This window comes from Streptomyces sp. NPDC002790 (assembly GCF_040295505.1).
Taxonomy (GTDB): Bacteria; Actinomycetota; Actinomycetes; order Streptomycetales; family Streptomycetaceae; genus Streptomyces.
The window spans coordinates 39,745-66,121 of the sequence record NZ_JBEOVM010000017.1 but is presented as its reverse complement, the minus strand read 5'-3'; the positions used below and the strand labels follow the sequence as shown (position 1 = coordinate 66,121).

General features: G+C 71.7%; 21 protein-coding genes. 17 read left to right on the top strand and 4 right to left on the bottom strand.

Annotation, left to right across the window (positions count from 1 at the left end; all coding sequences use genetic code 11):
- Positions 1–38: 38 nt before the first annotated feature.
- A complete protein-coding gene (locus ABT004_RS11710; RefSeq protein ID WP_351334424.1) occupies positions 39–890 on the bottom strand; it encodes an HAD family hydrolase in 852 nt (283 codons plus the stop codon).
- A 568-nt stretch (positions 891–1,458) separates the two neighbouring features.
- Here ABT004_RS11710 and ssd point away from each other — a divergent pair.
- From ssd to ABT004_RS11675, 7 genes are all read left to right on the top strand, one after another.
- Positions 1,459–2,538 (top strand): septum site-determining protein Ssd, encoded by a 1,080-nt coding sequence (gene ssd, locus ABT004_RS11705; protein ID WP_351334421.1) that lies wholly within the window; start codon positions 1,459–1,461, stop codon positions 2,536–2,538.
- Positions 2,539–2,611: 73 nt separating this feature from the next.
- Positions 2,612–3,775: a TadA family conjugal transfer-associated ATPase gene (locus ABT004_RS11700; RefSeq protein WP_351334418.1), complete on the top strand. Its 1,164-nt coding sequence runs from the start codon at positions 2,612–2,614 to the stop codon at positions 3,773–3,775.
- 150 nt (positions 3,776–3,925) lie between these two features.
- Positions 3,926–4,732 carry a type II secretion system F family protein gene (locus tag ABT004_RS11695; protein WP_451192183.1) on the top strand — a complete coding sequence of 269 codons (807 nt, stop codon included), beginning with the start codon at positions 3,926–3,928 and terminating at the stop codon, positions 4,730–4,732.
- Between the two features lie 6 nt (positions 4,733–4,738).
- Positions 4,739–5,521 carry a type II secretion system F family protein gene (locus ABT004_RS11690; RefSeq protein WP_351334413.1) on the top strand — a complete coding sequence of 261 codons (783 nt, stop codon included), beginning with the start codon at positions 4,739–4,741 and terminating at the stop codon, positions 5,519–5,521.
- A gap of 49 nt (positions 5,522–5,570) precedes the next feature.
- On the top strand, positions 5,571–5,807 hold the full coding sequence (locus tag ABT004_RS11685) for a DUF4244 domain-containing protein (RefSeq protein WP_351334411.1): 237 nt from the start codon (positions 5,571–5,573) through the stop codon (positions 5,805–5,807).
- On the top strand, positions 5,794–6,147 hold the full coding sequence (locus ABT004_RS11680; protein ID WP_351334409.1) for a TadE family type IV pilus minor pilin: 354 nt from the start codon (positions 5,794–5,796) through the stop codon (positions 6,145–6,147). Before ABT004_RS11685 ends, ABT004_RS11680 begins: the two co-directional genes overlap by 14 nt.
- A complete protein-coding gene (locus ABT004_RS11675) occupies positions 6,144–6,488 on the top strand; it encodes an Rv3654c family TadE-like protein (protein ID WP_351334407.1) in 345 nt (114 codons plus the stop codon). Before ABT004_RS11680 ends, ABT004_RS11675 begins: the two co-directional genes overlap by 4 nt.
- A gap of 189 nt (positions 6,489–6,677) precedes the next feature.
- Here ABT004_RS11675 and ABT004_RS11670 read toward each other — a convergent pair whose 3' ends face one another.
- The gene (locus ABT004_RS11670; protein ID WP_351334405.1) at positions 6,678–9,134 is read right to left on the bottom strand and encodes a DEAD/DEAH box helicase; all 2,457 of its coding nucleotides are present in this window, start codon (positions 9,132–9,134) and stop codon (positions 6,678–6,680) included.
- Between the two features lie 84 nt (positions 9,135–9,218).
- Between ABT004_RS11670 and bldG the strand changes: the two genes are divergently transcribed.
- The 6 genes from bldG to ABT004_RS11640 all read left to right on the top strand — a co-directional run bounded on the left by bldG (position 9,219) and on the right by ABT004_RS11640 (position 15,688).
- Complete coding sequence (gene bldG / locus ABT004_RS11665) at positions 9,219–9,560, top strand: anti-sigma factor antagonist BldG (RefSeq protein ID WP_125514212.1); 342 nt, start codon at positions 9,219–9,221, stop codon at positions 9,558–9,560.
- Between the two features lie 115 nt (positions 9,561–9,675).
- Positions 9,676–10,107, top strand: coding sequence for an ATP-binding protein (locus ABT004_RS11660; protein ID WP_351334402.1), 432 nt, complete (start codon positions 9,676–9,678; stop codon positions 10,105–10,107).
- Positions 10,108–10,387: 280 nt separating this feature from the next.
- Positions 10,388–12,799 (top strand): sodium-translocating pyrophosphatase, encoded by a 2,412-nt coding sequence (locus tag ABT004_RS11655; protein ID WP_351334400.1) that lies wholly within the window; start codon positions 10,388–10,390, stop codon positions 12,797–12,799.
- A gap of 270 nt (positions 12,800–13,069) precedes the next feature.
- Complete coding sequence (locus ABT004_RS11650) at positions 13,070–13,651, top strand: small secreted protein (RefSeq protein WP_351334398.1); 582 nt, start codon at positions 13,070–13,072, stop codon at positions 13,649–13,651.
- A gap of 194 nt (positions 13,652–13,845) precedes the next feature.
- A complete protein-coding gene (locus ABT004_RS11645; RefSeq protein WP_351334395.1) occupies positions 13,846–15,372 on the top strand; it encodes a DUF7059 domain-containing protein in 1,527 nt (508 codons plus the stop codon).
- 118 nt (positions 15,373–15,490) lie between these two features.
- Complete coding sequence (locus ABT004_RS11640; protein WP_351334392.1) at positions 15,491–15,688, top strand: hypothetical protein; 198 nt, start codon at positions 15,491–15,493, stop codon at positions 15,686–15,688.
- 22 nt (positions 15,689–15,710) lie between these two features.
- Here the strand turns inward: ABT004_RS11640 and ABT004_RS11635 are convergent, their stop codons facing one another.
- Positions 15,711–16,127 (bottom strand): DUF2752 domain-containing protein, encoded by a 417-nt coding sequence (locus tag ABT004_RS11635; protein ID WP_351334389.1) that lies wholly within the window; start codon positions 16,125–16,127, stop codon positions 15,711–15,713.
- Between the two features lie 4 nt (positions 16,128–16,131).
- Positions 16,132–16,740, bottom strand: coding sequence for a TM2 domain-containing protein (locus ABT004_RS11630; RefSeq protein ID WP_351334387.1), 609 nt, complete (start codon positions 16,738–16,740; stop codon positions 16,132–16,134).
- 387 nt (positions 16,741–17,127) lie between these two features.
- Here ABT004_RS11630 and topA point away from each other — a divergent pair, with 387 nt between their 5' ends.
- The 4 genes from topA (at position 17,128) to ABT004_RS11610 (ending at position 26,339) form a co-directional block, all read left to right on the top strand.
- Positions 17,128–19,968, top strand: coding sequence for a type I DNA topoisomerase (gene topA / locus ABT004_RS11625; protein ID WP_351334385.1), 2,841 nt, complete (start codon positions 17,128–17,130; stop codon positions 19,966–19,968).
- 104 nt (positions 19,969–20,072) lie between these two features.
- A complete protein-coding gene (gene tmk / locus ABT004_RS11620) occupies positions 20,073–23,261 on the top strand; it encodes a dTMP kinase (RefSeq protein WP_351334382.1) in 3,189 nt (1,062 codons plus the stop codon).
- A 152-nt stretch (positions 23,262–23,413) separates the two neighbouring features.
- A complete protein-coding gene (locus ABT004_RS11615; protein WP_351334380.1) occupies positions 23,414–24,619 on the top strand; it encodes a DNA polymerase III subunit delta' in 1,206 nt (401 codons plus the stop codon).
- A gap of 142 nt (positions 24,620–24,761) precedes the next feature.
- The gene (locus ABT004_RS11610; protein ID WP_351334378.1) at positions 24,762–26,339 is read left to right on the top strand and encodes an alpha/beta hydrolase; all 1,578 of its coding nucleotides are present in this window, start codon (positions 24,762–24,764) and stop codon (positions 26,337–26,339) included.
- Positions 26,340–26,377: the final 38 nt, after the last annotated feature.

Below are 26,377 nucleotides of genomic sequence, written 5' to 3'. Positions count from 1 at the left end.
GGACTGTCGGCGGTACTAACTGTCGGCGGTACTAGGTACTAATGGGTGCCCGTCGTCGCGCGCCGTCGGCTCGCGTACCAGACCAGTCCGGCCGTCACCGCCGCCGCGCCGACCCCGGCCGCCGCGAGCAGCGCGGGCCGCGAGGGCGCTGACAGATGGGGCAGGCGCTGCTTGAGCCGGACCGGCTTGTTGAAGTCGAGGATCGGCCACCCGCGCGCGAGTGCCTCGCGGCGCAGCGCACGGTCCGGATTGACGGCATGGGGATGCCCGACCGAGCTGAGCATCGGCAGGTCCGTCGCCGAGTCGCTGTACGCGTGGCAGCGCGCCAGGTCGTACCCCTCCGAGCGCGCCAGTTCCTTGATGGCCTCCGCCTTCGTGGGCCCGTACGCGTAGTACTCCACCTCGCCCGTGAAACAGCCGTCGTCGCCCACGACCATGCGGGTGGCGATCACCCGGTCCGCGCCGAGGAGCTCGCCGATCGGCTCGACGACCTCGGCGCCGGATGTGGAGACGATGACCACATCGCGTCCGGCGGTGTGATGTTCCTCGATGAGGGACGCCGCCTCGTCGTAGATGATCGGGTCGATCAGGTCGTGCAGGGTCTCGGCGACGATCTCCTTCACCTGCCGTACGTTCCAGCCGCGGCACAGCGCCGAGAGGTACTCGCGCATCCGCTCCATCTGATCGTGGTCGGCGCCCCCGGCGAGGAAGACGAACTGGGCGTACGCGGTGCGCAGTACGGCCCTGCGGTTGATCAGCCCGCCTTGGTAGAACGACTTGCTGAAAGTGAGAGTGCTGGACTTGGCGATGACCGTCTTGTCCAGGTCAAAGAACGCCGCTGTACGGGGCGTGGAGTGAGGCAAGGAGTGGTTTTCCACGGGGCCGAGCATAGGCGCCAACCATTCGGCGTAAGCTGTGGCGCGTGGGTTTGCTTGAGAAGGCTCTCGGGTACACCATGGAAGTCACGGATCGTTCGCGACCGTGCTAACCCGGTCTGGCTCCTCCCCCCCCGAGTCGGACCGTGGGGACGACCCCCGCTCTCCCCCCCGGCGGGGGTCGTCGCATGTCCGGACCCGTTTTCGGGTCCTTTTTTCATGCCCGAACAGGGGGTTTAGAAGGCTCGCGCGCCTCGGTCCGCGCATCGAAGGATCCTCACGCTGAGTAACCGTCGGGCTGCTCTGCGGACCGTTCCATGCCTGGTTCGCAGTGTCACTGGTATGGGTGACGGGGATATTCACAAGCCTTCTCGCGTCCACAGTTATTGACCAAGATCCCCACGATTTCCGGGATCGCTGCACGGTGATTCCACACGCGAAGTTCAAGTCCGTGTTCATGGCCGGTTTGTTATGGCCGGGCTGTGGCGGATGGGCGGTATTCGGCGCCTTGGGCACCGCCGACTTCACGTGTGGAACGGGTCGTCCGCAGGGGCGGGCGAGTGTGGCGAGAGGGGACCGGACCATGGCGGAAGTCATCGAGTGCGACGGGCGGGACGTGCGACGCGCTCCGTTGATCGTGACGGAGGACGTGCAGCTGCTGGACGATCTGCTGCGCCTGTGCGCGGCGGCGGGCGTGCGGCCCGAGGTCGGGCACGGGGCGCCGGTGGGCGCGGAGGGCTGGGGTGGCTGGGAATCGGCGCCGCTCGTGCTGGTCGGGGACGACGCCGCGCGGCGGTTGCGCGGGGTGTCCCGACGGCGTGGCGTGATCTTGGTTGGGCGCGATCAGGACGATTCCGGGGTGTGGCGGCGGGCCGTGGAGATCGGCGCCGACCATGTGCTCGTCCTGCCGGACGGCGAGCAGTGGCTGATGGACCGGATCGCCGATGTCGCCGAGGGGGTGGGGCGGCCCGCCCTGACCGTCGGGGTGCTCGGTGGCCGCGGCGGGGCCGGGGCCTCCACGCTCGCCTGCGCACTGGCCGTGGCGTCCGCGCGGTCGGGCCGGAGGACCCTTCTGGTCGACGCGGACCCGCTCGGCGGCGGGCTCGATGTGCTGCTCGGTGGCGAGGCGGTGGACGGGCTGCGCTGGCCGGCCTTCGCGGAGTCGCGCGGCCGGGTCGGCAGTACGGCCCTGGAGGAGTCGCTGCCCCGGCTGCACGACCTGCGGGTGCTCAGCTGGGACCGCGGGGATCTCGCGACGGTGCCCTCGGAGGCCGTGCGGGCGGTGCTCGCGGCCGGGCGGCGCAGGGGCGGGGTCGTCGTGGTGGACCTGCCGCGCCGGGTCGACGCCGGATCCGTCGAGGCCCTGGCCCAGCTCGACTTGGGACTGCTCGTGGTGCCACCGGAGCTGCGGGCCGTGGCGGCGGCGCGTCGGATGGCGGGGGCGGCGGGGATGGTGCTGCGGGACCTGCGGGTGGTGACGGTGCCCGCGGGCGGCACGGGAGGCCTCGCGGCGGACGAGGTGGCACGGCTCGTCGGGCTGCCACTCGTCGGCGAACTGCCCGCGGACACCGAGGTGTTGAAGAGCGGCGGGCCGCTGGGGCGGTTCTGCGGGGCGTTCTGGGAGCGGATGCCGGTGGCGGCGGTGGAGGGGGAGGCGGCGTGAATCGGGAGGGCGTGGTGGTGGTCGGTGTGTGTGGCGAGTGGGCGGTCGAGCGGTGGGTGTGGGGAGGGGTGTCATGAGTGCGGTGGTCGGGGCGCGCATGTTGGACGGCGTACGGCAGTGGCTTGCCGAGACGGGGTCGGAGGCGACGCCCGCGCGCGTGGCCGAGGCGCTGCGGGCGCAGGGGCGGATCCTGGGCGATGCCGAAGTGCTGGGCGCAGCAGGCAGGTTGAGGTCGGAGCTGGTGGGCGCGGGGCCGTTGGAGCCGCTGCTCGCCGACCCTTCGGTGACGGACGTCCTGGTGTCGGCTCCGGACAAGGTGTGGGTCGACCGGGGCGGCGGCCTGGAACGGGCCGATGTGGCCTTCGAAAGCGCCGCCGACGTACGGCGGCTGGCGCAGCGGCTCGCGGCCGTCGTGGGGCGCCGCCTGGACGACGCGCGGCCGTGGGTGGACGCCCGGCTGCCCGACGGGACCCGGCTGCACGCTGTGCTGCCACCGATCGCGGCGGGCTGCACCTGCCTGTCCCTGCGGGTCGTGCGACCCCGGGCGTTCACGCTGGAGGAGTTGACGGCGGCGGGGACGGTGCCGCCTGGTGGCGATCGGGTGCTGCGGGCGCTGCTCGACGCGCGGCTTTCGTTCCTGATCAGCGGCGGTACGGGCACGGGCAAGACGACGCTGCTGAGCGCGCTGCTCGGCCTCGTGGGCCCGGGGGAGCGGATCGTCCTGGCCGAGGACTCCGCCGAGCTGAGGCCGGATCACCCTCATGTCGTCCGGCTCGAATCGCGCCCCGCGAACCAGGAGGGCGCGGGGGCCGTCGGCCTCGACGACCTGGTCCGGCAGGCGCTGCGGATGCGGCCCGACCGGCTCGTGGTGGGCGAGGTGCGCGGCGCCGAGGTGGTCTCGCTCCTGGCCGCCCTCAATACGGGCCACGAAGGCGGTTCCGGCACGGTCCACGCCAACGCGGCGAGCGATGTCCCGGTGCGTCTGGAGGCGCTGGGGACGGCGGCGGGCCTCGACCGGGCGGCGCTGCACAGCCAGTTGGCGGCGGCGGTCAGCGTGGTGCTGCATCTCGTACGGGACCGGGGCGGGCGGCGCCGTATCGCGCAGGTCCGGGTGCTGGAGCGGGACGCGGAGGGCTGGGTGCGGGCGGTACCGGCGCTGGAGTGGGGCGAGCGGGGGTTTGTGGAGGGCGCGGGGTGGGCGCGGCTCGGTGGGTTGTTGGGGGTGCGGTTGGGGTGAGGGGTTGCCGGGGCCGGCAGGGCTGGTGGCGAAGGAGTGCGGGTCGGTGGGGTTGGTCGGGAGGGTGGAGAGGGGTGTGTGGGTGTGAGTGCTGAGGTTTTGGGTGGTGGTCCTGGTGTGGTGGTGGCCGCGGTGGGGGCTGTGGCCGTGATGCGGGCGGTGCGGGTGCGGGAGTTGGAGGTGCGGCGGGCCCGGCGGGTGTTGGGGGTCGGGGTCGACCTCGGGGTGGGGTCGCGGTGGCTGGGCATGGGGGAGCGGTGGTGGGCGTGGGTGCGGGCGCGGCCCGAATGGTGGTGCGCGGTTGCCGGGGCGGTGGTCGGGCTCGCCGGTGCCTCGGTGCTGCCGGTCGTGCTCGGGGTGTGTGCCGTGCCCGGAGTGGGCCGGTTGCGTGAGGCCCGGGCGGCGCGGCGGGGAAAGGAGCGGCGCGGGGAGGCGGTGATCCGGTTGTGCGGGCTGTTGGCGGGTGAGGTGCGGGCCGGGCGGCAGCCGGGGGACGCGCTGGTGGTGGCGGTGCGGGGGTCGGGTGCGTTGACCGGCGCGGGGAGCGCGGCCGTGATGGCGGCGGCCCGGTTCGGCGGGGATGTGCCCGGGGCCCTGAGGGCGGCGGCGCGGGAGCCGGGGGCCGAGGGGTTGCACGGGCTGGCGGCGTGCTGGCGGGTGGCGGTCGACCGGGGCGCGGGGCTCGCGTCCGGCCTCGAACGGCTCGCGGACGCGCTGCGGGCGGAGCGGGATCAACGGGCCGACTTCAGAGCCCAGTTGGCGGGCCCCTCGTCGACCACGGTGATGCTCGCCGGGTTGCCCGTGTTCGCGCTGTTGCTCGGGGCGGGCATGGGGGCGCGGCCCCTGCGGGTGCTGCTGCACACGTGGCCCGGGATCGGCTGTCTGGTGGTGGGTGGGGCGTTGGAAGCCGCCGGCGTGTGGTGGGCGAGGCGGATCGTGCGAGGGGCGGAAGGGTGAGGAGTGATGAACGTTGTCCACAGGCTGGGGGCGGTGCTGTGCGCCGCGGTGATGGTGATGTGGCTGGTGCGGGAGATCGAGGCGCGGCGGGCCGAGCGGGCGTTGCGGCGGAGGGTGCGGCTCGTGCTGGAGGTGGCCGCGGCGGAGTCGGCGCGGCGGGCCGTGGGGCTGCCGCCCGCGGTGCGCCGGTGGGTGCCGGTCGCGGGAGCGGCGTGTGCCGGGTTCGTGCTGGTCGGCGGGGTGCCCGGGGTAGTGGTCGGGGTGGTCTGCGGGGTGGGCGTATGGCGTTGGTGGCGCGGCCGGGAGGAGGGCGTGCGAGCGGGGGTGGGGGCGAGCGCGAGAGGCGCGGCCGTACGTCAACTGCCTTTGGCGTGCGACCTGTTGGCGTCGTGTCTGGCGGCGGGGGCCGGGCCGGTGGAGGCGGCGCGGGCCGTCGGCGAGGCGCTGGGCGGGCCCGTCGGGCGGGGGCTCGAGCGGGGCGCCGCGCAGGTGCGGCTCGGCGGCGAACTGGGGGTGGCGTGGCGGGAGTTGTCGGCCGTGCCGGGCGCCGACGAGCTGGTCCGGCTGTTGGAGCGGGCGGGTGAGTCCGGGGCCCCGGCGGCGGCGCCGGTCGCGCGGTTCGCCGCGGAGTGCCGGGCCGAGCGGGGGCGTCGGGCCACGACGGTGGCACGCCGGGCCGCGGTGGCGATCACGGCGCCCGTGGGTCTGTGCTTCCTGCCCGCGTTCTTGGTGGTCGGGGTGGTGCCGGTGGTGATCGGGCTGGGAGGCGGAGTGCTGGGAGGGCGATGAGCGGCGGGCTTCGGAAGGCAGAACAGGATGACGGGTCAAGGGAGTTGGCATGAACGGAATGCGTGTGGGGCGGGTCTGGCGCGGGTGGTTGCGCGGAGGCGCTCGTCGATGGGTTCGGTCGGTGCGGTCCGGGCGGCGGGACGCCGGGATGGTCAGCGCCGAGTACGCGGTGGGGCTGATCGCGGCGGTGGGCTTCGCTGGGGTGCTGTACCAGGTGGTGACGAGCGACGTGGTGCAGTCGGCGCTGCAGTCCTTGGTGGCGAAGGCGCTCCATGGGTCGTTCTGAGCCCCGGCGCGGCGACCGGGGATTCGTGACGGCGGAGGCGGCCGTGGCGCTGCCGGTGCTCGTGGCGTTCACGATGGCGCTGGTCTGGGTGGTGCTCGCGGCGTCGGCGCAGATCAGGTGCGTGGATGCCGCGCGGGCCGGAGCCAGGGCGGTGGCGCGGCAGGAGCCCAGGGGCGCGGCGGTCGCGGCGGCGCGGGAGGCCGCGCCGCCGGGTGCGCGGGTCGCGGTGGGCCGGGAGGGCGATCTGGTGCGGGTGACGGTGCGGGCGAGGTCCGTGGGGCCGGGAGCGCTCGGGGTGGAGCTGAGTGCGCAGGCCGTGGCGGCGGAGGAGGCGACGTGACGGGGCGGTGTGACCGCGGGTCGGCGACTGTGTGGGTCGTGATGGCGATGGCCGCGGTGGGGGCGGTGTTCGGGGCGGTACTGGCCATGGGGCAGGCGGTCGAGGCGCGGCACCGCGCGGGCTCGGCGGCCGACCTGGCGGCGCTTGCCGCGGCGGACCACTGGATGGACGGAAGAGCGAAGGCGTGCGCGCTGGCGGCACGGGTGGCTCGGGCGCAGGCGGCGGGTGTGGTGCGGTGCGCGGTACGCGGGGAGGTGTCGGACGTGACGGCGGTGTCGGGCGAGCGGATGTTCCGGGCGGAGGTGAGGTCGCGGGCGGGCCCCGCGGGGGCGCTGCCGTGAGGGCGGCGGTGGTTCTCGTTGCGCTGCACCGTGGCGCCGCCTTGCCCACCCTGCCGCCCAAGGCGGCAGATTGCCCAAGGCGACGGGGCAGACGGAGCCGCGCACATCAAGCCCCGCCGGCGATTGAGGCGCGGGGTCCGGGGCGGAGCCCCGAGGCGTAGGACCGGCCGACCGCAAAAGGCGATCCGCCTACCCCACCGCATCCCTCAGCAAAACGGAGAGCAGCCGCACCGCCCCCCGCTTGTGCAACGGCTCATTGCCATTGCCGCACTTGGGGGACTGGATACAGGAGGGGCAACCGGCCTCGCACTCGCAGGACGCGATGGCCTCACGCGTGGCAGCCAGCCACTCGGGGGCGGTGTGGAAGGCACGTTCCGCGAATCCCGCACCGCCGGGATGGCCGTCGTAGACGAAGACCGTGGGAAGGAGCGTGTCCGGATGGAGCGGCATCGAGACGCCACCGATGTCCCAGCGGTCGCACGTGGCGAAGAGGGGGAGCAGGCCGATGGAGGCGTGCTCGGCGGCGTGCAGGGCGCCGCCGAGGATCTCGGGGTTCACACGGGCCGCGTCCAGCTGGTCCTCCGTGACCGTCCACCACACCGCGCGGGTGCGCAGCGTACGAGGAGGGAGGTCGAGTTTGGTCTCGCCGAGGACCTCGCCGGTGATCAGGCGGCGGCGGAGGTAGCCCACGACCTGGTTCGTGACCTCGACCGAGCCGTAGCACAACCTGCCGTCGCCCCAAGGGACTTCGACGTCGGTCTCCAGGATGGAGATGGCCGTGGTGTCGCGGGCGGTGGTCGAGTAGGTGGGGTTCGCCGTTTCGACCAGGGCGACGTTGTCGTCGAGGTCCAGCTTCTTCACCACGTACGTGCGGCCCTGGTGGAGGTGGACCGCGCCGTCGTGGACCGAGGTGTGGGCGGAGCCCGCGTCGACGGTGCCGAGCAGCCGCCCCGTGCCGGCCTCGACGACCTGTACGGGGGAGCCGCCCTCGCCACGGATGTCGGCCAGGTCCGCGGCGGACTCGCGGCGCGTCCAGTGCCAGGCCTTCGTGGCGGAGCGGCGCCGCAACAGCTTCGCCGCCTCCAGCTGCGGCAGCAGTTCCCCGGTCGCCGGGCCGAACAGGTCCAAGTCCGGTTCGGTGAGGGGGATTTCCGCCGCCGCGGCGCACAGGTGCGGAGCCAGGACGTACGGGTTGTCCGGGTCGAGGACCGTCGACTCGACCGGCTGGTCGAAGAGGGCCTCGGGGTGGTGGACCAGGTAGGTGTCCAGGGGATCGTCGCGGGCGACCAGGACCGCGAGCGCGCCCTGTCCCGAGCGCCCGGCCCGCCCCGCCTGCTGCCACAGCGACGCCCGCGTACCGGGATAGCCGGAGATCAGTACCGCGTCCAACCCCGAGACGTCGATGCCGAGTTCGAGGGCGGTGGTGGCGGCGAGGCCGAGGAGTTCGCCGGAGTGCAGGGCCGCTTCGAGGGCGCGGCGTTCCTCGGAGAGATAGCCGCCGCGATAGGCCGCGACCCGCCGGGCGAGCGAGCGGTCGACCTCGGCGAGCCGCTCCTGCGCGATCACCGAGATCAGCTCGGCGCCGCGTCGGGAGCGTACGAAGGCGACCGAGCGCACGCCCTGGACCGCGAGGTCGGTCAGGAGGTCCGCCGTCTCGGCGGTCGCCGTGCGCCGCACCGGCGCGCCCTTCTCGCCCTGCATCTCCGTCAGCGGGGGCTCCCAGAGCGCGAAGACCAGTTCGCCGCGCGGCGAGGCGTCGTCCGCGACCTCGACGACCGGCAGACCCGTCAACCGCTGGGCGGAGACGGCCGGTTCGGCGGAGGTGGCCGAAGCCAGCAGGAAGACGGGCTCGGACCCGTAACGGGCACATATGCGGCGCAGTCTTCGCAGCACCTGCGCCACGTGCGAGCCGAAGACACCGCGATACGTGTGGCACTCGTCGATCACGACGTACTTGAGCGCTTTGAAAAAGGAGGACCAGCGCGGGTGCGAGGGAAGGATGCCCCGGTGCAGCATGTCCGGGTTGGTGAGGACGTAGTTTCCGTACTGGCGTACCCACTCGCGTTCCTCGAAGGGGGTGTCGCCGTCGTAGACCGCGGGACGAATCGCCGTACCCAGCGGTTGTGAAAGTTCCTTCACCGATCGGCACTGGTCCGCCGCGAGCGCCTTCGTCGGGGAGAGGTAGAGCGTGGTCGCGCCGCGCCCGTTCGGTGCCTCGGATCCGTCGAGCAGGGCCGACAGGACCGGAACCAGATAGGCGAGCGATTTTCCGGAGGCCGTGCCGGTGGCGACGACCACCGAATCGCCGTCGAGGGCGTGCTCTGCCGCGAGGGCCTGGTGGGCCCAGGGGTGCGCGATTCCGGCGGTCTGCACGGCCGCGATGACCTCGGCCCGGATCCGATCGGGCCAGACGGCATGACGACCGGGACGAGGGGGCAAGTGCTCCGTATGGGTGACGCGCGCAGCCCTGCTCGGACCCGAGGCGAGCCGGTCCAGGACCGCACCGGGAGAGGGGCGGTCTGGGGCGGATGCCGAGGGTCGTTCGGATCGGAGATTCTTGGCCATCGGCACCGAGTGTGTCACTGGCGTGACGGACAATGCTTCCAAGGCGTCGTGCACGCCTGCCGGTAAGTGATTGAATGCCATCGCGGCTGGCGAACCGTCCCGGGGGATCAAGCCGAGGTGTCCCCGAGGGGCGACCGCTCGATTTAGCAAGGTGCTGGAGGATCCGTGGACCTGTCCCTGTCGACCCGTACCGTCGGCGATCGTACGGTCGTCGAGGTCGGTGGCGAAATTGATGTATATACCGCGCCCAAGCTGCGCGAGCAGCTGGTCGAGCTGGTGAACGACGGCAGTTTCCACCTTGTCGTCGACATGGAGGGCGTGGACTTCCTCGACTCCACCGGGCTCGGCGTGCTGGTCGGCGGCCTGAAGCGCGTGCGTGCCCACGAGGGCTCGCTGCGCCTGGTGTGCAACCAGGAGCGCATTCTCAAGATTTTCCGTATCACCGGACTGACCAAGGTGTTCCCGATCCACACCTCCGTCGAGGAAGCCGTCTCGGCGACCGACTGATCCGGTCGATGCCGGTGGCGACACCGGTGGAGACAAGGGGATCGGGCGGCCGAGGCCGGCCGATCCCCGGGAGCACACTCGTACAACTGTGGGCCCGTCTGTCCGAGGGGGATGCATGGCCACTGTCGAACTCCGCTTCAGTCCTCTGCCCGAGCACGTCAGGACGGCCCGCCTGGTGGCGGCCGCCGTGGCGCGCAGGGCGGGCGTGGACGAGGCCGTGCTCGACGAGGTCAGGCTCGCCGTCGGTGAGGCCTGCAGCCGCGCTGTCGGACTGCACCAGAGCAGCGGCATTTCGGCGCCGGTGCTGGTGGCCCTGATCGAGGAGGAGAAGCAGTTCTCCATCGAGGTCGGGGACGAGGCGCCGCGCACGGTGATCCCGTCGGCCGCGGCCGGTGCGGGCTCCGCGGACGATCTGGAGGCGGAGGGTGAGGACGAGATGGGTCTCGCCGTCATCAGCGGCCTCGTGGACGACGTGGAGGTCACGGCGGAGGCGGACGGCGGACTCATTCGGATGAGTTGGCCGACCCTGCCGGCGACGCTTCCCTAGCTCCGCGCGGTACCCGGAGATCTTTCGAAGAGGCCCGGTTCACCTGACGGTGAACCGGGCCTCTTCGGTGTTTCCTGAGGTCGATCAGTCAATCGGCCAATAAAGGATCTTCGCTAATGCCTTGAGGGGGTTAGTAATTCCGCCTCGGTCCGCCGGTCGAGGTTCACCGAACATTTGCTGGGTAGGAAACAATTCCGTTTGCCGCGCCCTGTTTTGATCAGGGCCCGCTCCCTACAATCCGTCCACATCTTGAGCTCAGTCCAAGCGTCAAGGAGGACGAATGGCGGAGCCCTCTACCCCTGCTACGTTCGCAGCCGCAGTTCTGACCGACGACAACAGATTGATCGTCGTCGTCATCGCCGTCGTCGCGCTCGCGGCGCTCGCCGTCGCCGGAGTCCTGGTGCGCCAGGTACTCGCGGCCGGCGAGGGCACGGACTCGATGAAGGAGATCGCGGGCGCGGTCCAGGAAGGCGCGAAAGCCTATCTGGGCCGGCAGCTGCGAACCCTCGCCGTATTCGCCGTCGTGGTGTTCTTCCTGCTCATGCTGCTTCCGGCGGACGACTGGAATCAGCGCGCGGGCCGGTCGATCTTCTTCTTGGTCGGCGCGGTGTTCTCGGCCGTCACCGGCTATATCGGAATGTGGCTCGCGGTGCGCACGAATGTGCGCGTCGCCGCAGCCGCGAGAGAAGCGACCCCGGCGGAAGGCGAGCCGGAAAAAGATCTCACTGCCGTCGCGCACAAAGCTATGAAGATCGCTTTCCGTACGGGCGGCGTCGTCGGCATGTTCACGGTGGGACTCGGACTGCTCGGCGCTTCCTGCGTCGTGCTGGTCTACGCGGCCGACGCGCCCAAGGTCCTGGAGGGCTTCGGGCTCGGCGCCGCGCTGATCGCGATGTTCATGCGTGTCGGAGGCGGCATCTTCACCAAGGCCGCCGACGTCGGCGCCGACCTGGTCGGCAAGGTCGAGCAGGGCATTCCGGAGGACGATCCGCGCAATGCCGCGACCATCGCCGACAACGTGGGCGACAACGTCGGAGACTGCGCGGGAATGGCCGCCGACCTGTTCGAGTCGTACGCCGTCACGCTGGTCGCCGCGCTGATCCTCGGCAAGGCCGCCTTCGGCGACGCGGGCCTGGCGTTCCCGCTGATCGTGCCCGCGATCGGGGTCCTCACGGCGATGATCGGCATCTTCGCCGTCGCGCCGCGCCGCACCGACCGCTCCGGAATGAGCGCCATCACCCGCGGGTTCTTCATCTCCGCGGTGATCTCGGTCGTGCTCGTGGCCGTCGCCGTCTTCGTCTATCTGCCGGGGTCGTACGCCGACCTGGACGGTGTGACGGACACGGCGATCAGCGGCAAGGCGGGCGACCCGCGGATCCTCGCGGTCGTCGCCGTCGCGATCGGCATCGTGCTCGCGGCCCTCATCCAGCAGCTCACCGGGTACTTCACCGAGACGAGCAGGCGACCGGTCAAGGACATCGGCAAGTCGTCGCTGACCGGGGCCGCGACCGTCGTGCTCGCCGGCATCTCTATCGGCCTCGAGTCGGCCGTCTACACGGCGATGCTGATCGGGCTCGGCGTGTACGGGGCATTCCTGCTCGGCGGTACGTCGATCATGCTCGCTCTGTTCGCGGTCGCCCTGGCCGGTACGGGGCTGCTGACCACGGTCGGCGTCATCGTCGCCATGGACACCTTCGGTCCGGTCTCCGACAACGCGCAGGGCATCGCCGAGATGTCCGGTGACGTCGAGGGCGCGGGCGCGCAGGTCCTCACCGACCTGGACGCCGTCGGCAACACGACGAAGGCGATCACGAAGGGCATCGCCATCGCGACCGCCGTGCTCGCGGCCGCCGCGCTGTTCGGCTCGTACCGGGACGCGATCCTCACGGCGGCCAGAGACGTCGGGGAGAAGGTCGGCGACGGCGGGCCCATGAACCTGGTCATGGACATCTCGCAGCCCAACAACCTGGTCGGGCTGATCGCGGGCGCCGCGGTCGTGTTCCTCTTCTCCGGGCTCGCCATCAACGCCGTCTCGCGGTCGGCGGGTTCGGTGGTCTACGAGGTGCGCAGGCAGTTCCGCGAGCACCCCGGGATCATGGACTACACGGAGAAGCCGGAGTACGGGCGCGTCGTCGACATCTGTACGAAGGACGCGCTGCGGGAGCTCGCCACGCCCGGGCTGCTCGCCGTCATGGCGCCGATCGCGGTCGGCTTCACGCTCGGCGTCGGCGCGCTCGGGGCGTACCTCGCGGGGGCGATCGGGACGGGCACGCTGATGGCCGTCTTCCTCGCCAACTCCGGCGGTGCGTGGGACAACGCCAAGAAGCTCGTCGAGGACGGGCACCACGGCGGCAAGGGCAGCGAGGCACACGAGGCGACGATCATCGGCGACACGGTCGGCGACCCCTTCAAGGACACCGCGGGCCCCGCCATCAACCCGTTGCTGAAGGTGATGAACCTGGTGGCGCTGCTCATCGCGCCCGCGGTCGTCAAGTTCAGTTATGGGGACGACGCGAGTGTGGGTGTGCGGGTCGCGGCCGCTGTCGTCTCGTTCGCCGTGATCATCGGCGCCGTGTACATGTCCAAGCGGCGTGGCATCGCGGTCGGCGGGGACGAGGACGGGGACGGCGAGGGGGCCGGACGGGTGCCGGAACAGTCGGATCCTGCCGTGGTCTCCACGACACGTACGTGAGGTACGTAGGGAACGTGACGAACATGCGTACGTGACCTGAGTACACGTCAGGGTGACAACAGGTGGGCGGACAGCGTCTTTTGACGGGCTGTCCGCCCATCGGTCTGTTCTGGCGTAGTTTCCTTACGTCTGCGGGGCGGGCCCTTCCGGTTTCAGTGAGCCTTATCTCTCTTGGTGCAAATGGCTGCTAAAGGTCAATAAAGTGGTCGTATAGGACACCCGGCGTGCGATTGTCGTGTGCGTGGCGTGTAAGTTCCGGGGCCGAGAGCCATGGAAGGGACCAATCCGGTGAACAAGAAGCTTGCTGCCGCACTGTCCGGCGGTGCGGTACTGGTACTGGCGTTGTCGGGCTGCAGCGACGACAGCAACGAAAAGCTGGACTCCTGGGCCAAGCAGGTCTGCGACAAGGTCCAGCCGCAGGCCAAGAAGATCGAGGCCGCGAACACCGCGATCCAGAAGGAGACCTCGGACAACAGCGAACCCGAGCAGGTCCAGAAGACCGACTCGAAGGCGTTCCAGGACATGTCCGACGCGTACAAGGCGATCGGTGACGCGGTCGACAAGGCCGGGTCTCCGCCGGTCGACGGCGGTGACAAGAAGCAGCAGAACGCCGTCAAGGAACTGGACAAGATCTCGACGTCGTACGCCGACCTGAGGAAGAAGGTCGACAAGCTCGACACCGGCGACCAGGCGAAGTTCGCCGACGGGCTCAAGGACATCGCCGGCCAGCTGGACACGCTGAGCCAGGACGGCAGCGATGCGCTCAAGAACCTTGAGGAGGGGGACGTGGGCAAGGCGATGGCGAAGCAGGAGAGCTGCAAGAGCGCTTCCGCTACGCCCTCCGGGTCCTAGGTCCCGCGTTTTCTTCTGCGCCCTCGGGGTTGCGCTCTTTGCGCGGCACCGGGGGCGTTGTCGTGTTTGCGTGGCCGCCGCACCGGGGGCCGTGCCCACCCTTCCCCAAGCTCTCGGCTGCGCTCGAGCAGGGGAGGCCCCATTCGCCGTGCGGAACGCCTGCCCACAGTGGTGCGGACCGTCACAATGGTGGGGTGAGTTCTTCCGTTTTTGTATCGCTGCCCTCCGTCGACCGTTCCGATGTCGCTCAGTCCCTGCGGGACGCGTTGGTTTCCGCCGAGTTCACTGCCGACGGGCTGCTTGAGCTGCTCGGGGCGTCCGCCTACGCGGCGCTCGCGCGCAGTGAGACCGTGCCCGCTCTGCGGGCCACCCGGGGCGAGCGGCCCCTGGAGACGCTCGTTCGGCTCTTCCTGTTGCAGCAGCCCGCGCCGCGCGAGCGCGTGGCCGAGGTGCTGCCGCTCGACGCGTGCCTGGAGAGCGGCTGGCTTCGGGCCGTCGGGGGCGACGAGGTCGCGGCGGGCGTCGACGTACGCCCGTATGGCGGCCCCGAGGGCGAGGACTGGTTCATCGTGTCCGACCTCGGGTGCGCGGTCGGTGGCGCCGGAGGCATCGGAAGCAGCGAGGAAGGCGTCGTGCTCGGGGTCGGCGGGGCGTCCACCACGCTCGCCGGGGTCACCGTGCGTACGCCCGTCGGATCGGCCCTCGACCTCGGCACCGGATCCGGGATCCAGGCGCTGCACGCGGCGCGGCACGCCACGCGGGTCACCGCGACCGACCTCAACCCGCGCGCGCTGCACATGACCGCGCTGACCCTCGCGCTGTCGGGCGCGCAGGACGCCGAGCTGTGCGAGGGCTCGTTGTACGAGCCTGTGGGCGATGCGGGGTACGACCTGGTCGTGTCCAATCCGCCCTTCGTGATCTCGCCCGGTGCCCGCCTCACGTACCGCGACGGCGGCATGAGCGGGGACGATCTGTGCCGCTCCGTCGTTCAGGGGGCAGGGGAGCACCTGAACGACGGGGGATACGCGCAGTTCCTGGCCAACTGGCAGCACGTGGAGGGGGAGGAGTGGACCGAGCGGTTGCGCTCCTGGGTGCCGCGCGGCTGTGACGCCTGGATCGTGCAGCGCGAGGTGCAGGACGTAGCGCAGTACGCCGAGTTGTGGCTGCGGGACGCCGGTGACCACCGCGGCGACCCGGCCGAGTACGCGGCGCGGTACGACGCCTGGCTCGACGAGTTCGAGGCGCGAAAGGTGCGGGCCGTCGGCTTCGGTTGGATCACGCTGAGGAAGAGCGGTGCGGACGAGCCCTCGATCCTCATCGAGGAGTGGCCGCACCCCGTCGAGCAGCCGCTCGGCGACACCGTGCGCGCGCACTTCGAGCGGGTCGACTGGCTGCGGGCGCACGACGACGCGGCGCTGCTCGGCGCGCACTTCAAGCTGGCCGGGGAGGTCGTGCAGGAGCAGGTCGGGCTGCCGGGCGCCGAGGACCCGGAGCACGTCGTGCTGCGGCAGGGGCGAGGGATGCGCCGCGCGACGAAGGTGGACACGGTCGGCGCCGGGTTCGCGGGTGTGTGCGACGGGTCGCTGAGCGCCGGGACGATCCTGGACGCCATCGCCCAACTCATGGGCGAGGACCCGGTGTCGCTGCGTGACCGCACGCCCGCGCAGATCCGCACGCTGGTCGAGCAGGGGTTCCTGGAGCCGTTCACGCCGGTCGACTGAAACCCGTCGGCCGCGCTTTCCCTTATGGCGCCCGGGAGTTCACCCCGGGTTCCGCTGCCCGTGCCAGCGTCGCCCGCCTGGGTACCGGAATCGGTCCGTAGGTGGGGGAGGCAGGGCGATGGAGAGTGTTCCCGCGGTGTTCGCAGGCGCGGTGTTCGGATTGTTCGGGGCGGGCCTGTTGGCGTGGACCGGGGCGCGCGCGGCGCACCGTGAGCCGGTGGCGTACGGGGTGCGCCCTGTGACGTCGGTGGTGCTCGCGGGGGCGGCCGGCGCTGTGGCCCTGGCGCTCGCCGTGTGGTGTTTCGCTCAGGTCTAGGGCGCGTCCAACCGGGCGCCGCTCAGAGCGCGTTGCGCAGTACCGCCCAGGCCGCCGCCCCGACCAGGATCACGGCCCCGCCGCGACCCCCGATCGGTGGCGACCAGCGGCGGCCGCGCAGCCCCTCGTACGCCCAACGCCCCAGCAGGGCAAGGGCGAAGGGGGCGGCGAGCAGCAGCGCGCCGTTGTCGTGCCAGGCCATGGCGTACTGACCGTGCATCAGGTCGTAGACCATCCGCGTCCCGCCGCACGCCGGGCAGAGCAGCCCCGTGGCGAACCGGAAGGGGCAGCCGGGCAGGAAGTGGCCCGGCTCGTGCGGGTCCGTGCCGTACAGATACAGCGCGGCGAAGGACCCCACCGCGAGCACCCCGAGCGGGGCCGCCGCAGGGGCGCTCAGCGCGCTCCTGAGGCGAACCGTGGGGGACGCGGCGCGGGGCACGGGGTCAGTTGTCCCGCAGCAGGCGGCCCTGGGAGTCGGTGGCGTTGCCGCCGGCGAGCATCATGATGCCGTCGATCAGGCCCCAGATGCCGCCGAGTCCGCAGGTCACGATGGACACGATGAGCATCGTGACGGCCATCCCGGTGTGCCCGGTGTAGAAGCGGCCCGCGCCGAACGAGCCGAGGAAGATGCCGAGGAGACCCGCGGCGAGCTTCGTCTTGTCCGAGTACGGACGGCCGTACGGGTCGTAGCCGTAGGGCGCGGCCGGGTCGTAGGGCATGCCCATGCCGGGGCCCATGTTCGGGGCGCCCATGCCGGGTCCCGGCGGGGGCGGGTACGCGCCGCCGCCGGCCGGGGCGGAGCCGGGGTAGGGGTAGCCGTAGCTGGGCTGACCGGGCTGACCGGGCTGGCCGGGAGGGGGCGGCGGCGTGCCGTAGCCGGGCTGGCCCTGGGGCTGGCCGGGCTGGCCGGGAGGCGGCGTGCCGTAGCCGGGCTGCGAGCCCTGCTGCGGGTATCCGTACTGCTGGCCCGGCTGGTCCGCCGGGGGCTGGTTGTACGGGTTCCCGCCCGACTGGTCCTTGGGGGGCTGGCCGTACGGATTGCTGTCGGACATGTCGGGAAGCTCCTGGATAGTGATGCCTTGGGGACGAGCCGGAGGCTCCCCGCGGGCTCCCCCAGCCGTCCGCCATCTTGTCAGGGAGGGATAAACAAGGGACCCGGAGGGCACGGGACCGCTACGCAATGGGGACGTTTGCCACAGGAACCCGACACCCGCGACGCCGACACCGGGACCCGGAGCCCAGGCGTCCTCTCACCGGTCCGGGGGCAGGATCACGAGGAGTCGGGTTACCGTTCCGAGTGGCTGCTGCGTGCTTTTCCCGTTTGACACACCGGCGGGAGGTACCGTCACACTCCGCAGCAGTGCCGTGGAAACGGCACGATCCCGCGGGAGAGAGCCATCGATACGGCCCCGAACCGCCGACCGGAGAGAAGAGCGAAGTTGTCCCCGACCAGCGAGACCGCACAGGGCGGCCGCCGACTCGTCATCGTCGAGTCGCCCGCCAAGGCGAAGACGATCAAGGGCTATCTCGGCCCCGGATACGTCGTCGAAGCGAGCGTCGGGCACATCCGCGACCTCCCGAACGGCGCGGCCGAAGTGCCGGACAAGTACACCGGCGAGGTGCGCCGCCTCGGTGTGGACGTCGAGCACGACTTCCAGCCCATCTATGTCGTGAACAGCGACAAGAAGGCGCAGGTCAAGAAGCTCAAGGACCTCATGAAGGACTCCGACGAGCTCTTCCTCGCCACAGATGAGGACCGCGAGGGCGAGGCCATCGCGTGGCACCTCCAGGAAGTCCTCAAGCCGAAGATCCCGGTCCACCGGATGGTCTTCCACGAGATCACCAAGGACGCGATCCGGGCCGCCGTCGCGAACCCCCGCGAGCTGAACAAGAAGCTGGTCGACGCCCAGGAGACCCGCCGCATCCTCGACCGCCTCTACGGCTACGAGGTCTCGCCGGTCCTGTGGAAGAAGGTCATGCCGCGCCTGTCGGCGGGCCGCGTGCAGTCCGTCGCCACCCGCCTCGTCGTCGAGCGCGAGCGCGACCGCATCGCCTTCCGCTCGGCCGAGTACTGGGACCTGACGGGCACGTTCGCGACGGGCCGCGCGGGAGATTCCTCCGACCCGTCGCAGCTGGTCGCCCGCCTCAGCGCGGTCGACGGCAAGCGCATCGCGCAGGGCCGTGACTTCGACTCGCTGGGTCAGCTGAAGGCCGGTTCGGCGAACACGCTGCAACTGGACGAGGCGAACGCCCGTGCGCTCGCCGCCGCTCTGGAGCAGACGCGGTTCTCCGTGCGCTCCGTCGAGTCCAAGCCCTACCGCCGCTCGCCGTACGCCCCGTTCCGTACGACGACGCTCCAGCAGGAGGCCTCGCGCAAGCTGGGCTTCGGCGCGAAGGCGACCATGCAGGTCGCCCAGAAGCTGTACGAGAACGGCTTCATCACCTACATGCGTACGGACTCCACGACCCTGTCGGACACGGCCGTCGCGGCCGCCCGTGCGCAGGTCACGCAGCTGTACGGCAGCGACTACCTGCCGGACAAGCCGCGTACGTACGCCGGCAAGGTCAAGAACGCGCAGGAGGCGCACGAGGCGATCCGCCCCTCCGGCGACCGCTTCCGCACGCCCGCCGAGACCGGCCTGACCGGCGACCAGTTCAAGCTGTACGAGCTGATCTGGAAGCGCACCGTCGCCTCCCAGATGAAGGACGCGGTCGGGAACAGCGTCACGGTCAAGATCGGTGGCGCGTCCGCCGACGGCCGCGACGCCGAGTTCAGCGCGTCCGGCAAGACGATCACCTTCCACGGCTTCCTGAAGGCCTACGTGGAGGGCGCCGACGACCCGAACGCGGAGCTGGACGACCGCGAGCGCCGGCTGCCGCAGGTCGCCGAGGGCGACGGCCTGTCCGCCGAGGAGATCTCGGTCGACGGGCACGCCACCAAGCCGCCCGCGCGCTACACCGAGGCCTCGCTCGTCAAGGAGCTCGAAGAGCGCGAGATCGGACGCCCGTCTACGTATGCGTCCATCATCGGGACCATCCTGGATCGCGGTTACGTCTTCAAGAAGGGGACGGCGCTTGTGCCCTCCTTCTTGTCGTTCGCTGTCGTCAACCTGCTGGAGAAGCACTTCGGCCGACTGGTCGACTACAGCTTCACCGCCTCCATGGAGGACGACCTCGACCGCATCGCGCGTGGCGAGGCGCAGGCCGTGCCGTGGCTGCGGCGCTTCTACTTCGGTGCGGTCGACGGGAGCGGGGCCGGCCAGGGCGGCGCGGCGGACGCCGGGAACGGTGACGGGGACCACCTCGGCGGCCTCAAGGAGCTCGTGACCGACCTGGGCGCGATCGACGCCCGCGAGGTCTCGTCCTTCCCCGTGGGCAACGACATCGTGCTGCGCGTCGGCCGCTACGGCCCGTACATCGAGCGCGGCGAGCGCGACTCCGAGAACCACCAGCGCGCCGACGTCCCCGAGGACCTCGCGCCCGACGAGCTGTCGGTGGAGTACGCCGAGGAGCTGCTCGCCAAGCCGAGCGGCGACTTCGAGCTGGGCGCCGACCCGCAGACCGGCCGCCAGATCATCGCCAAGGACGGACGCTACGGCCCGTACGTCACCGAGGTGCTCCCCGAGGGCACCCCGAAGACGGGCAAGAACGCGGTGAAGCCGCGGACCGCCTCGCTCTTCAAGTCCATGGCGCTCGACACGGTGACCCTGGCCGACGCCCTGAAGCTGATGTCGCTGCCGCGCGTCGTCGGCCAGGACGCCGAGGGCGTCGACATCACCGCGCAGAACGGCCGGTACGGCCCGTACCTGAAGAAGGGCACGGACTCGCGCTCCCTGGAGACCGAGGAGCAGCTCTTCAACATCACGCTGGAAGAGGCGCTGGAGATCTACTCCAAGCCGAAGCAGCGCGGTCGCGCGGCCGCCAAGCCGCCGCTGAAGGAGCTCGGCACCGACCCGGTCAGCGAGAAGCCCGTCGTGGTGAAGGACGGCCGCTTCGGCGCGTACGTCACCGATGGCGAGACCAACGCGACGCTGCGCTCGGAGGACTCCGTGGAGGAGATCACGGCGGAGCGCGGGTTCGAACTGCTCGCGGAGAAGCGGGCGAAGGGGCCGGCCAAGAAGAAGACTGCGGCCAAGAAGGCGCCCGCCAAGAAGACCGCCGCGAAGAAGACAGCGGCAAAGAAGACGGCCGCCAAGAAGACGACCACGGCGAAGAAGACCGCGGCCAAGAAGACGACGACCGCGAAGACGGCCGCCAAGAAGACGGCTCCGGCGGAGTAGTCGGCGGCTCAGCGGAACCAACGCCTCCCCGTGATGCATGCGGGGAGGCGTTCGCGTGGGGAACACACCTTCGGTGTGTCAGCGGGGCCCTATAGGCTGGACGAATGACCAGTGCCGAGCAGCCAACGGACCACAACACGGCCCCCGACGACGCCCTGGTAGCGGACTCGCGAGAGCGTGCGGTGCGCGCATTGCTGCGCGTACCGCAGTTGAAGCGACTGTGGTCGGCGCAGCTCGTCGGCGGAGTCGGCGACGTGATCGGGCTGCTCGTACTCGTGGTGCTGGCCGTCCAGACAGCCATCCCCGAGGAGTCGTTCGGCGGCGGATACCGGGGCGTGGCCTTCGCCGTCGCCGCCGTGTTCGGGGCGCGGATCCTGTCGACGCTGCTGTTCGGCGCCGTCCTGCTCGGGCCGCTGACCTCGCTGACGACGCCCGGCGGGCCGCTCGACCGGCGCTGGACCATGGTCGGCGCCGACGGAGTGCGGGCCGCGCTGCTCATCGTCGCCCCCCTGTGGATCGACTGGGTGCCGGACAACGCGCTGGCGATGCTCCTTGTGACGGCGTTCGTCGGCGGGGTCGCCGAGCGTTTCTGGACCGTCGCCAAGGCGAGCGCGGCGCCCGCGCTGCTGCCCCCGCCGCCGCTGGAGGGCGCGGCCGTCCGGCCGTTGCCCGACCACACGGACGCGCTGCGGCGGCTCTCGCTGCGCACCGGTTTCGTCGCCGTGCCGCTGGGCGCGGCCGGCCTCGTCGTCGTGACCCTCGTACAGAACCTGCTCGGCGCGGGCTTGGACTGGTTCGCCTCGCACCAGGTGGCGCTGTCGTCCTACGTGGGAGCGGGTCTTTTCGCCGCTTCACTGTCGGTCGTGTTCTTCCTGGAGCTGCCCGCCACGCAGACCCCGCGCGCGCGGTCGCCGCTGGAGGGGCTGCGCAGGCCCAGCACCGGCACAGGCGTGGACAAGGGCCGCACGGGCGCGATCCGGCTGCTCGTGCTCGCCTGCTCCTGCGTCGCCGGGGCGATCTCGGCGGCCGTCGCCGTGTCCGTGCTGCATGCCAAGGACCTGGGCGGTGGCCCGGTCACGTTCGGCCTGTTCGTGCTCGGCCTGACCGGCGGCACCGTCGTCGGCATCCGCACGGCGCCCAAGGTGCTGCAGGCGCTTTCGCGGCGCCGCCTCTTCGCCCTCGCCATCGCGCTCACGGGCATCGGACTTCTCGCGGCGGGCCTGGTGCCCGACGTGACGAGCGTGATCCTCCTCGTGACGCTCTCCGGGGTCACCGCGGGCATCGCGGCGAACACCGGGCACGCGTTGCTCGACCAGGAGAGCGAGGACGGCCGGCGGGCGCGCACGACCGAGCACCTGCAGGCCGTCGTACGCGTGTCCGTCGCGCTCGGCGCGCTGCTCGCGCCGGTCCTTGCCGCGCTGATCGGGCCGCACCACCTGGAGAGCGGAAAGTTCGTCTTCGCGCACGGGGGCGCCGCGTTCACGCTGATGCTCGTGGGCGCGCTGCTGCTGCCCGTCGCCGCGCTCGTGCTCGCCAAGGCCGACGACCGCAGCGGGGTGCCGCTGCGGCACGACCTGCGGGACGCGCTGCGCGGCGGGAATGACCCGGTGCAGGCCCCGGCCGCGACGGGCTTCTTCATCGCCCTGGAGGGCGGGGACGGCGCCGGCAAGTCGACGCAGGCCGAGGCGCTCGCGGAGTGGATCCGCGGCAAGGGCCACGAGGTCGTCGTCACGCGCGAGCCGGGTGCGACGCCGGTCGGCAAGCGGCTCCGGTCGATCCTGCTGGACGTGTCGTCCGCCGGTCTCTCGCACCGCGCGGAGGCGCTGCTCTACGCCGCCGACCGCGCGGAGCACGTCGACACGGTCGTCCGGCCCGCCCTGGAGCGCGGCGCCGTCGTCGTCTCCGACCGGTACATCGACTCGTCCGTCGCCTACCAGGGCGCCGGCCGCGACCTGTCGCCGACCGAGGTCGCCCGCATCAACCGGTGGGCCACGAGCGGTCTCGTACCGAACCTGACCGTGCTGCTCGACGTCGACCCGGAGGCCGCGCGCGAGCGGTTCACCGAGGCGCCCGACCGGCTCGAGTCGGAGCCGATGGAGTTCCACACGCGCGTGCGATCCGGTTTCCTGACGCTGGCGGCGAGCGACCCCGGTCGCTACCTGGTGGTCGACGCCGGGCAGGAGCCGGAGTCCGTCACGACCGTCATCCGGCACCGGCTCGACGTACTTCTCCCGCTCTCCGAGGCCGAGGTCAAGGCGCAGGAGGAGGCCCGCAAGGCCGCCGAGGAAGAGGCGCGCCGCAAGGCCGAGGAGGAGGCCGCCCGCAAGGCGGAGGAGGAGCGCCTGGAGCGCGAGCGCCAGGAACAGCTCGCCAAGCTGCGCGCCGAGGAGGAGGAGCGCAAGCGCCGCGAGCTGGAGGAGGCGCAGCGCCTGGAGGCCGAACGGAAGGCCGAGGAGGCGCGGCAGCGCGCCGAGGAGGAGCGCCGCAAGGCCGAGGAGGAGCGGGCCCGCCGCAAGGCCGAGGAAGAGGTCCGCGCCGCCGAGCAGGAGCGACTTCGTAAGCAGGCGGAGGACGAGGCGCGGCTGCGGGCCGAGGCCGAGGAGCGGCGCCTGGAGAAGCAGCGCAAGGCCGAAGAGGCGCTGCTGCGTGCTGAAGAGGCGCGGCGGCTCGCGGCCCAGGCCGCGGAGCAGGCGCAGCGCAGCGCGGGCGCGCCGACCGCGAACCTCCGCAAGGTCGAGCTGCCGAGCGAGGCGCCGGGCGACGGGGAGCCGGGCGGCGGGGCGCGCGGTGCCGGGGCGTCGGGCGGCAGGGCGTCGGATGACAGGGTGTCGGGCGCCGGGGTGGTGGACAGCGAGACGACCGTGCCGACGCCGATCGTGCGGCCCGACGCCGACGAGACCACGGTGTTGCCGAAGGTGCAGGACACCGACGAGACCACCGTGCTGCCGAAGGTGCGGGACGCGGAGGACGCGGAGGACGCCGAGGAGACGACGCAGCTGCCGCAGCCGCCCGCGCCCGGCCCGGCGGACGAGACGGCGGTCCTTCCGCAGGTGTCCGAGCCGGCGGACCGGGTGCCGAGCGGCTACTTCCGCGACGAGCGGCCCACCGCTCCCGGCCCGGACAGCCCCAACGAGCGCACGGCGGAGCTGCCCCAGGTCGACGAGAACGGCAAGCCGCGGCGGCCCCGGCCCGACTGGGCGGAGGAGACGCCGCTGGACGACCTGCCGTCGCTGGCGGACGAGCTTCTCGGCGGGCAGGACGAGGACGACAGCCGGGGTCGTCGACGCCGGTAAAGGTGGGCCAATCAAGCCCGCCTTTCGGACGTGAGCCCGCGGGGTCCGGGGCGGAGCCCCGTGGTGTGGGGCGGTCGGCCGTAACGGGATGTCAGTGGAGCCCGGCACAATGGCTGGAGTCGGGTTCGGGTGGCGAAAGGGACGGTGACCGCATGGCCGTATGGGACGACCTGGTCGGTCAGGACCGCGTGATCGCGGAGCTGGCCGCGGCCGCGCGGGACGCGGACGCCCTGGTGACGGCGACAACGGCCAAGACCCCGCCACCGACCGCGTCGAAGATGACCCACGCCTGGCTGTTCACCGGCCCTCCGGGCGCCGGGCGGGAGACCGCGGCCCGCGCGTTCGCGGCGGCCCTCCAGTGCGTCAGCCCGGACCGCGCCCTCGGCGGAGCCCCCGGCTGCGGGTTCTGCGACGGCTGCCACACCGCACTCCTCGGCACGCACGCGGACGTGTCGACGGTGGCGGCGGTCGGCACCCAGATCCGCGTCGACGACATGCGTGACACGGTCCGCAAGTCGTACACGTCACCGGCGGTCGGCCGCTGGCAGGTGATCCTCGTGGAGGACGCCGAGCGGCTCAACGAGAAGTCGGCGAACGCGGTCCTGAAGGCGGTGGAGGAGCCGGCCCCGCGCACCGTGTGGCTGCTGTGCGCACCTTCGGTGGAGGACGTACTGCCGACGATCCGCTCCCGCTGCCGCCTGCTCACCCTGAGTACGCCCGCCGTCTCCGCGGTCGCCGACATGCTCGTGCGGCGTGACGGTATCGAGCCGGACGTCGCGGCTGCCGTCTCCCGCGCCACGCAGGGCCACATTGAGCGGGCCCGCCGCCTGGCCACGGACCCGCGCGCGCGGGAGCGCCGGGCCGCCGTCCTGAAGGTGCCGCTGCGCGTCGAGGAGATCGGCGGCTGCCTCAAGTCGGCACAGGAGCTGGTGGACGCGGCCGCCGAGGACTCCAAGCAGCTCGCGGAAGAGGTCGACACCAAGGAGACGGACGAGCTGAAGGCGGCGCTCGGCGCGCAGAGCGGCGGGCGGATGCCGCGCGGCACCGCCGGAGCGATGAAGGACCTCGAGGACATGCAGAAGCGGCGCCGCACGCGCTCGCAGCGCGACAGCCTCGACCTGGCGCTCACCGAGTTGACGGTCGTCTACCGGGATGTGCTCGCGATGCAGCTCGGCTCGCGCGTGGACCTCGCCAACGTGGAGATCCAGGACACGTTGGAGCGGGTCGCCCGTAGTACGTCGCCGGAGTCGACGCTGCGGCGGATCGAGGCGATCGGGGCGTGCCGGGTCGCGCTGGACGGGAATGTGGCGCCGCTCCTGGCGGTGGAGGCGATGACGGTGGCGCTGCGCGCGGGCTAGGCGTCCTCCTACGCCACGGGGCTCCGCCCCGGACCCCGCGCCTCAAACGCCGGCGGGGCGCGAAATGCCTGTTCAATCGCCGCAGGGGCTTAAAGAAGGCACGCAAGGTGACCAGTTCGACGCGGAGCGTTACGCTCGGCCGATGGACTTCAGGCGTCACCCCCTCGCCCCACGCCGCCGACCCGCGGTGTTCGCCGTCGCCGGTGGGCTGCTGCTCGCTGCCATCTCCGCCTGCGCTTCGGGCAGTTCGGGTGCCCCGGATTCCTCGCTCGCCGCGCTGCCCCGCGCCACGCCGGCCGATCTGGCCCCGTATTACGACCAGGCCCCGAAGTGGCACGAGTGCGGCGTGCCCGGGTTCGAATGCGCCACCTTCAAGGCGCCGCTCGACTACGACAAGCCGTCCGCCGGCGACATCGACCTCGCCGTCTCCCGGAAGAAGGCCACGGGCCCCGGCAAGCGCCTCGGCTCGCTCCTGGTCAACCCGGGCGGCCCCGGCGGCTCGGCGATCGGCTACCTCCAGTCGTACGCGGGCATCGGCTACCCGGAGAAGGTCCGCGCCCGCTACGACATGGTCGCCGTCGACCCGCGCGGCGTCGCCCGCAGCGAGCCGGTCACCTGCCTCGACGGCAAGCGGATGGACACGTACACACAGACCGACGTCACCCCGGACGACAAGGCCGAGCGGGCCCGCCTGAGCGCCGCCTACAAGGGGTTCGGCGCCGGCTGCGAGACGTCGAACCGCACGTCGGGGCGGGTTCTGCCGCACGTCTCCACGGTCGAGGCGGCCCGCGACATGGACCTCGTACGTGAGGCGCTCGACGACAAGAAGCTGAACTACGTAGGCGCGTCGTACGGGACGTTCCTGGGGGCGACGTACGCGGGCCTGTACCCGGAGCGGGTCGGCCGGTTCGTGCTCGACGGCGCGATGGACCCGTCCCTGTCCGCGCGCGACATGAACGAGCAGCAGACCGCGGGCTTCGAGACGGCGTTCAAGTCCTTCGCGAAGGACTGTGCGAAGCGCTCCGGCTGCCCCCTCGGCACCGGCACCCCCGACCAGTCGGGCAAGCGCCTCAAGAAGTTCTTCACGACCCTCGACCGCGCACCGATCGGCACCGGCGACGAGAAGGGCCGCAAACTCGGCGAGGCCCTCGCCACGACCGGCGTGATCGCGGCGATGTACGACGAGGGGGCCTGGCCGCAGCTGCGCGAGGCCCTCACCGCGGCCATGAAGCACAAGGACGGCGCGGGCCTGCTCGCGCTCTCCGACAGCTACTACGAGCGCGAGCCGGACGGCACGTACTCGAACATGATGTTCGCCAACGCCGCGGTGAACTGTCTGGACCAGCCGCCGTCCTTCGCCTCGCCCGCGGAGGTCGAGAAGGCGCTCCCCGACTTCGAGAAGGCCTCCCCGGTCTTCGGCAAGGGCCTAGCCTGGTCCTCCTTGAACTGCGGCTACTGGCCGGTGAAGGCGACCGGCGAAGCCCACCGCATCACTGCCGACGGCGCCGCCCCCATCGTCGTGGCCGGCACCACCCGCGACCCGGCGACCCCCTACCGCTGGGCGAAGTCCCTAGCCGCCCAGCTCTCCTCCGGCCACCTCCTCACGTACGACGGCGACGGCCACACCGCGTACGGCCGCGGCAGCGACTGCGTGGACGGAGCGATCGACGACTACCTCCTGACCGGCACCCCTCCGGCCGACGGAAAGCGCTGCTCGTAGTGCATGTGCCCCGGCCATAAAGGCTGTGCGGAGCACGC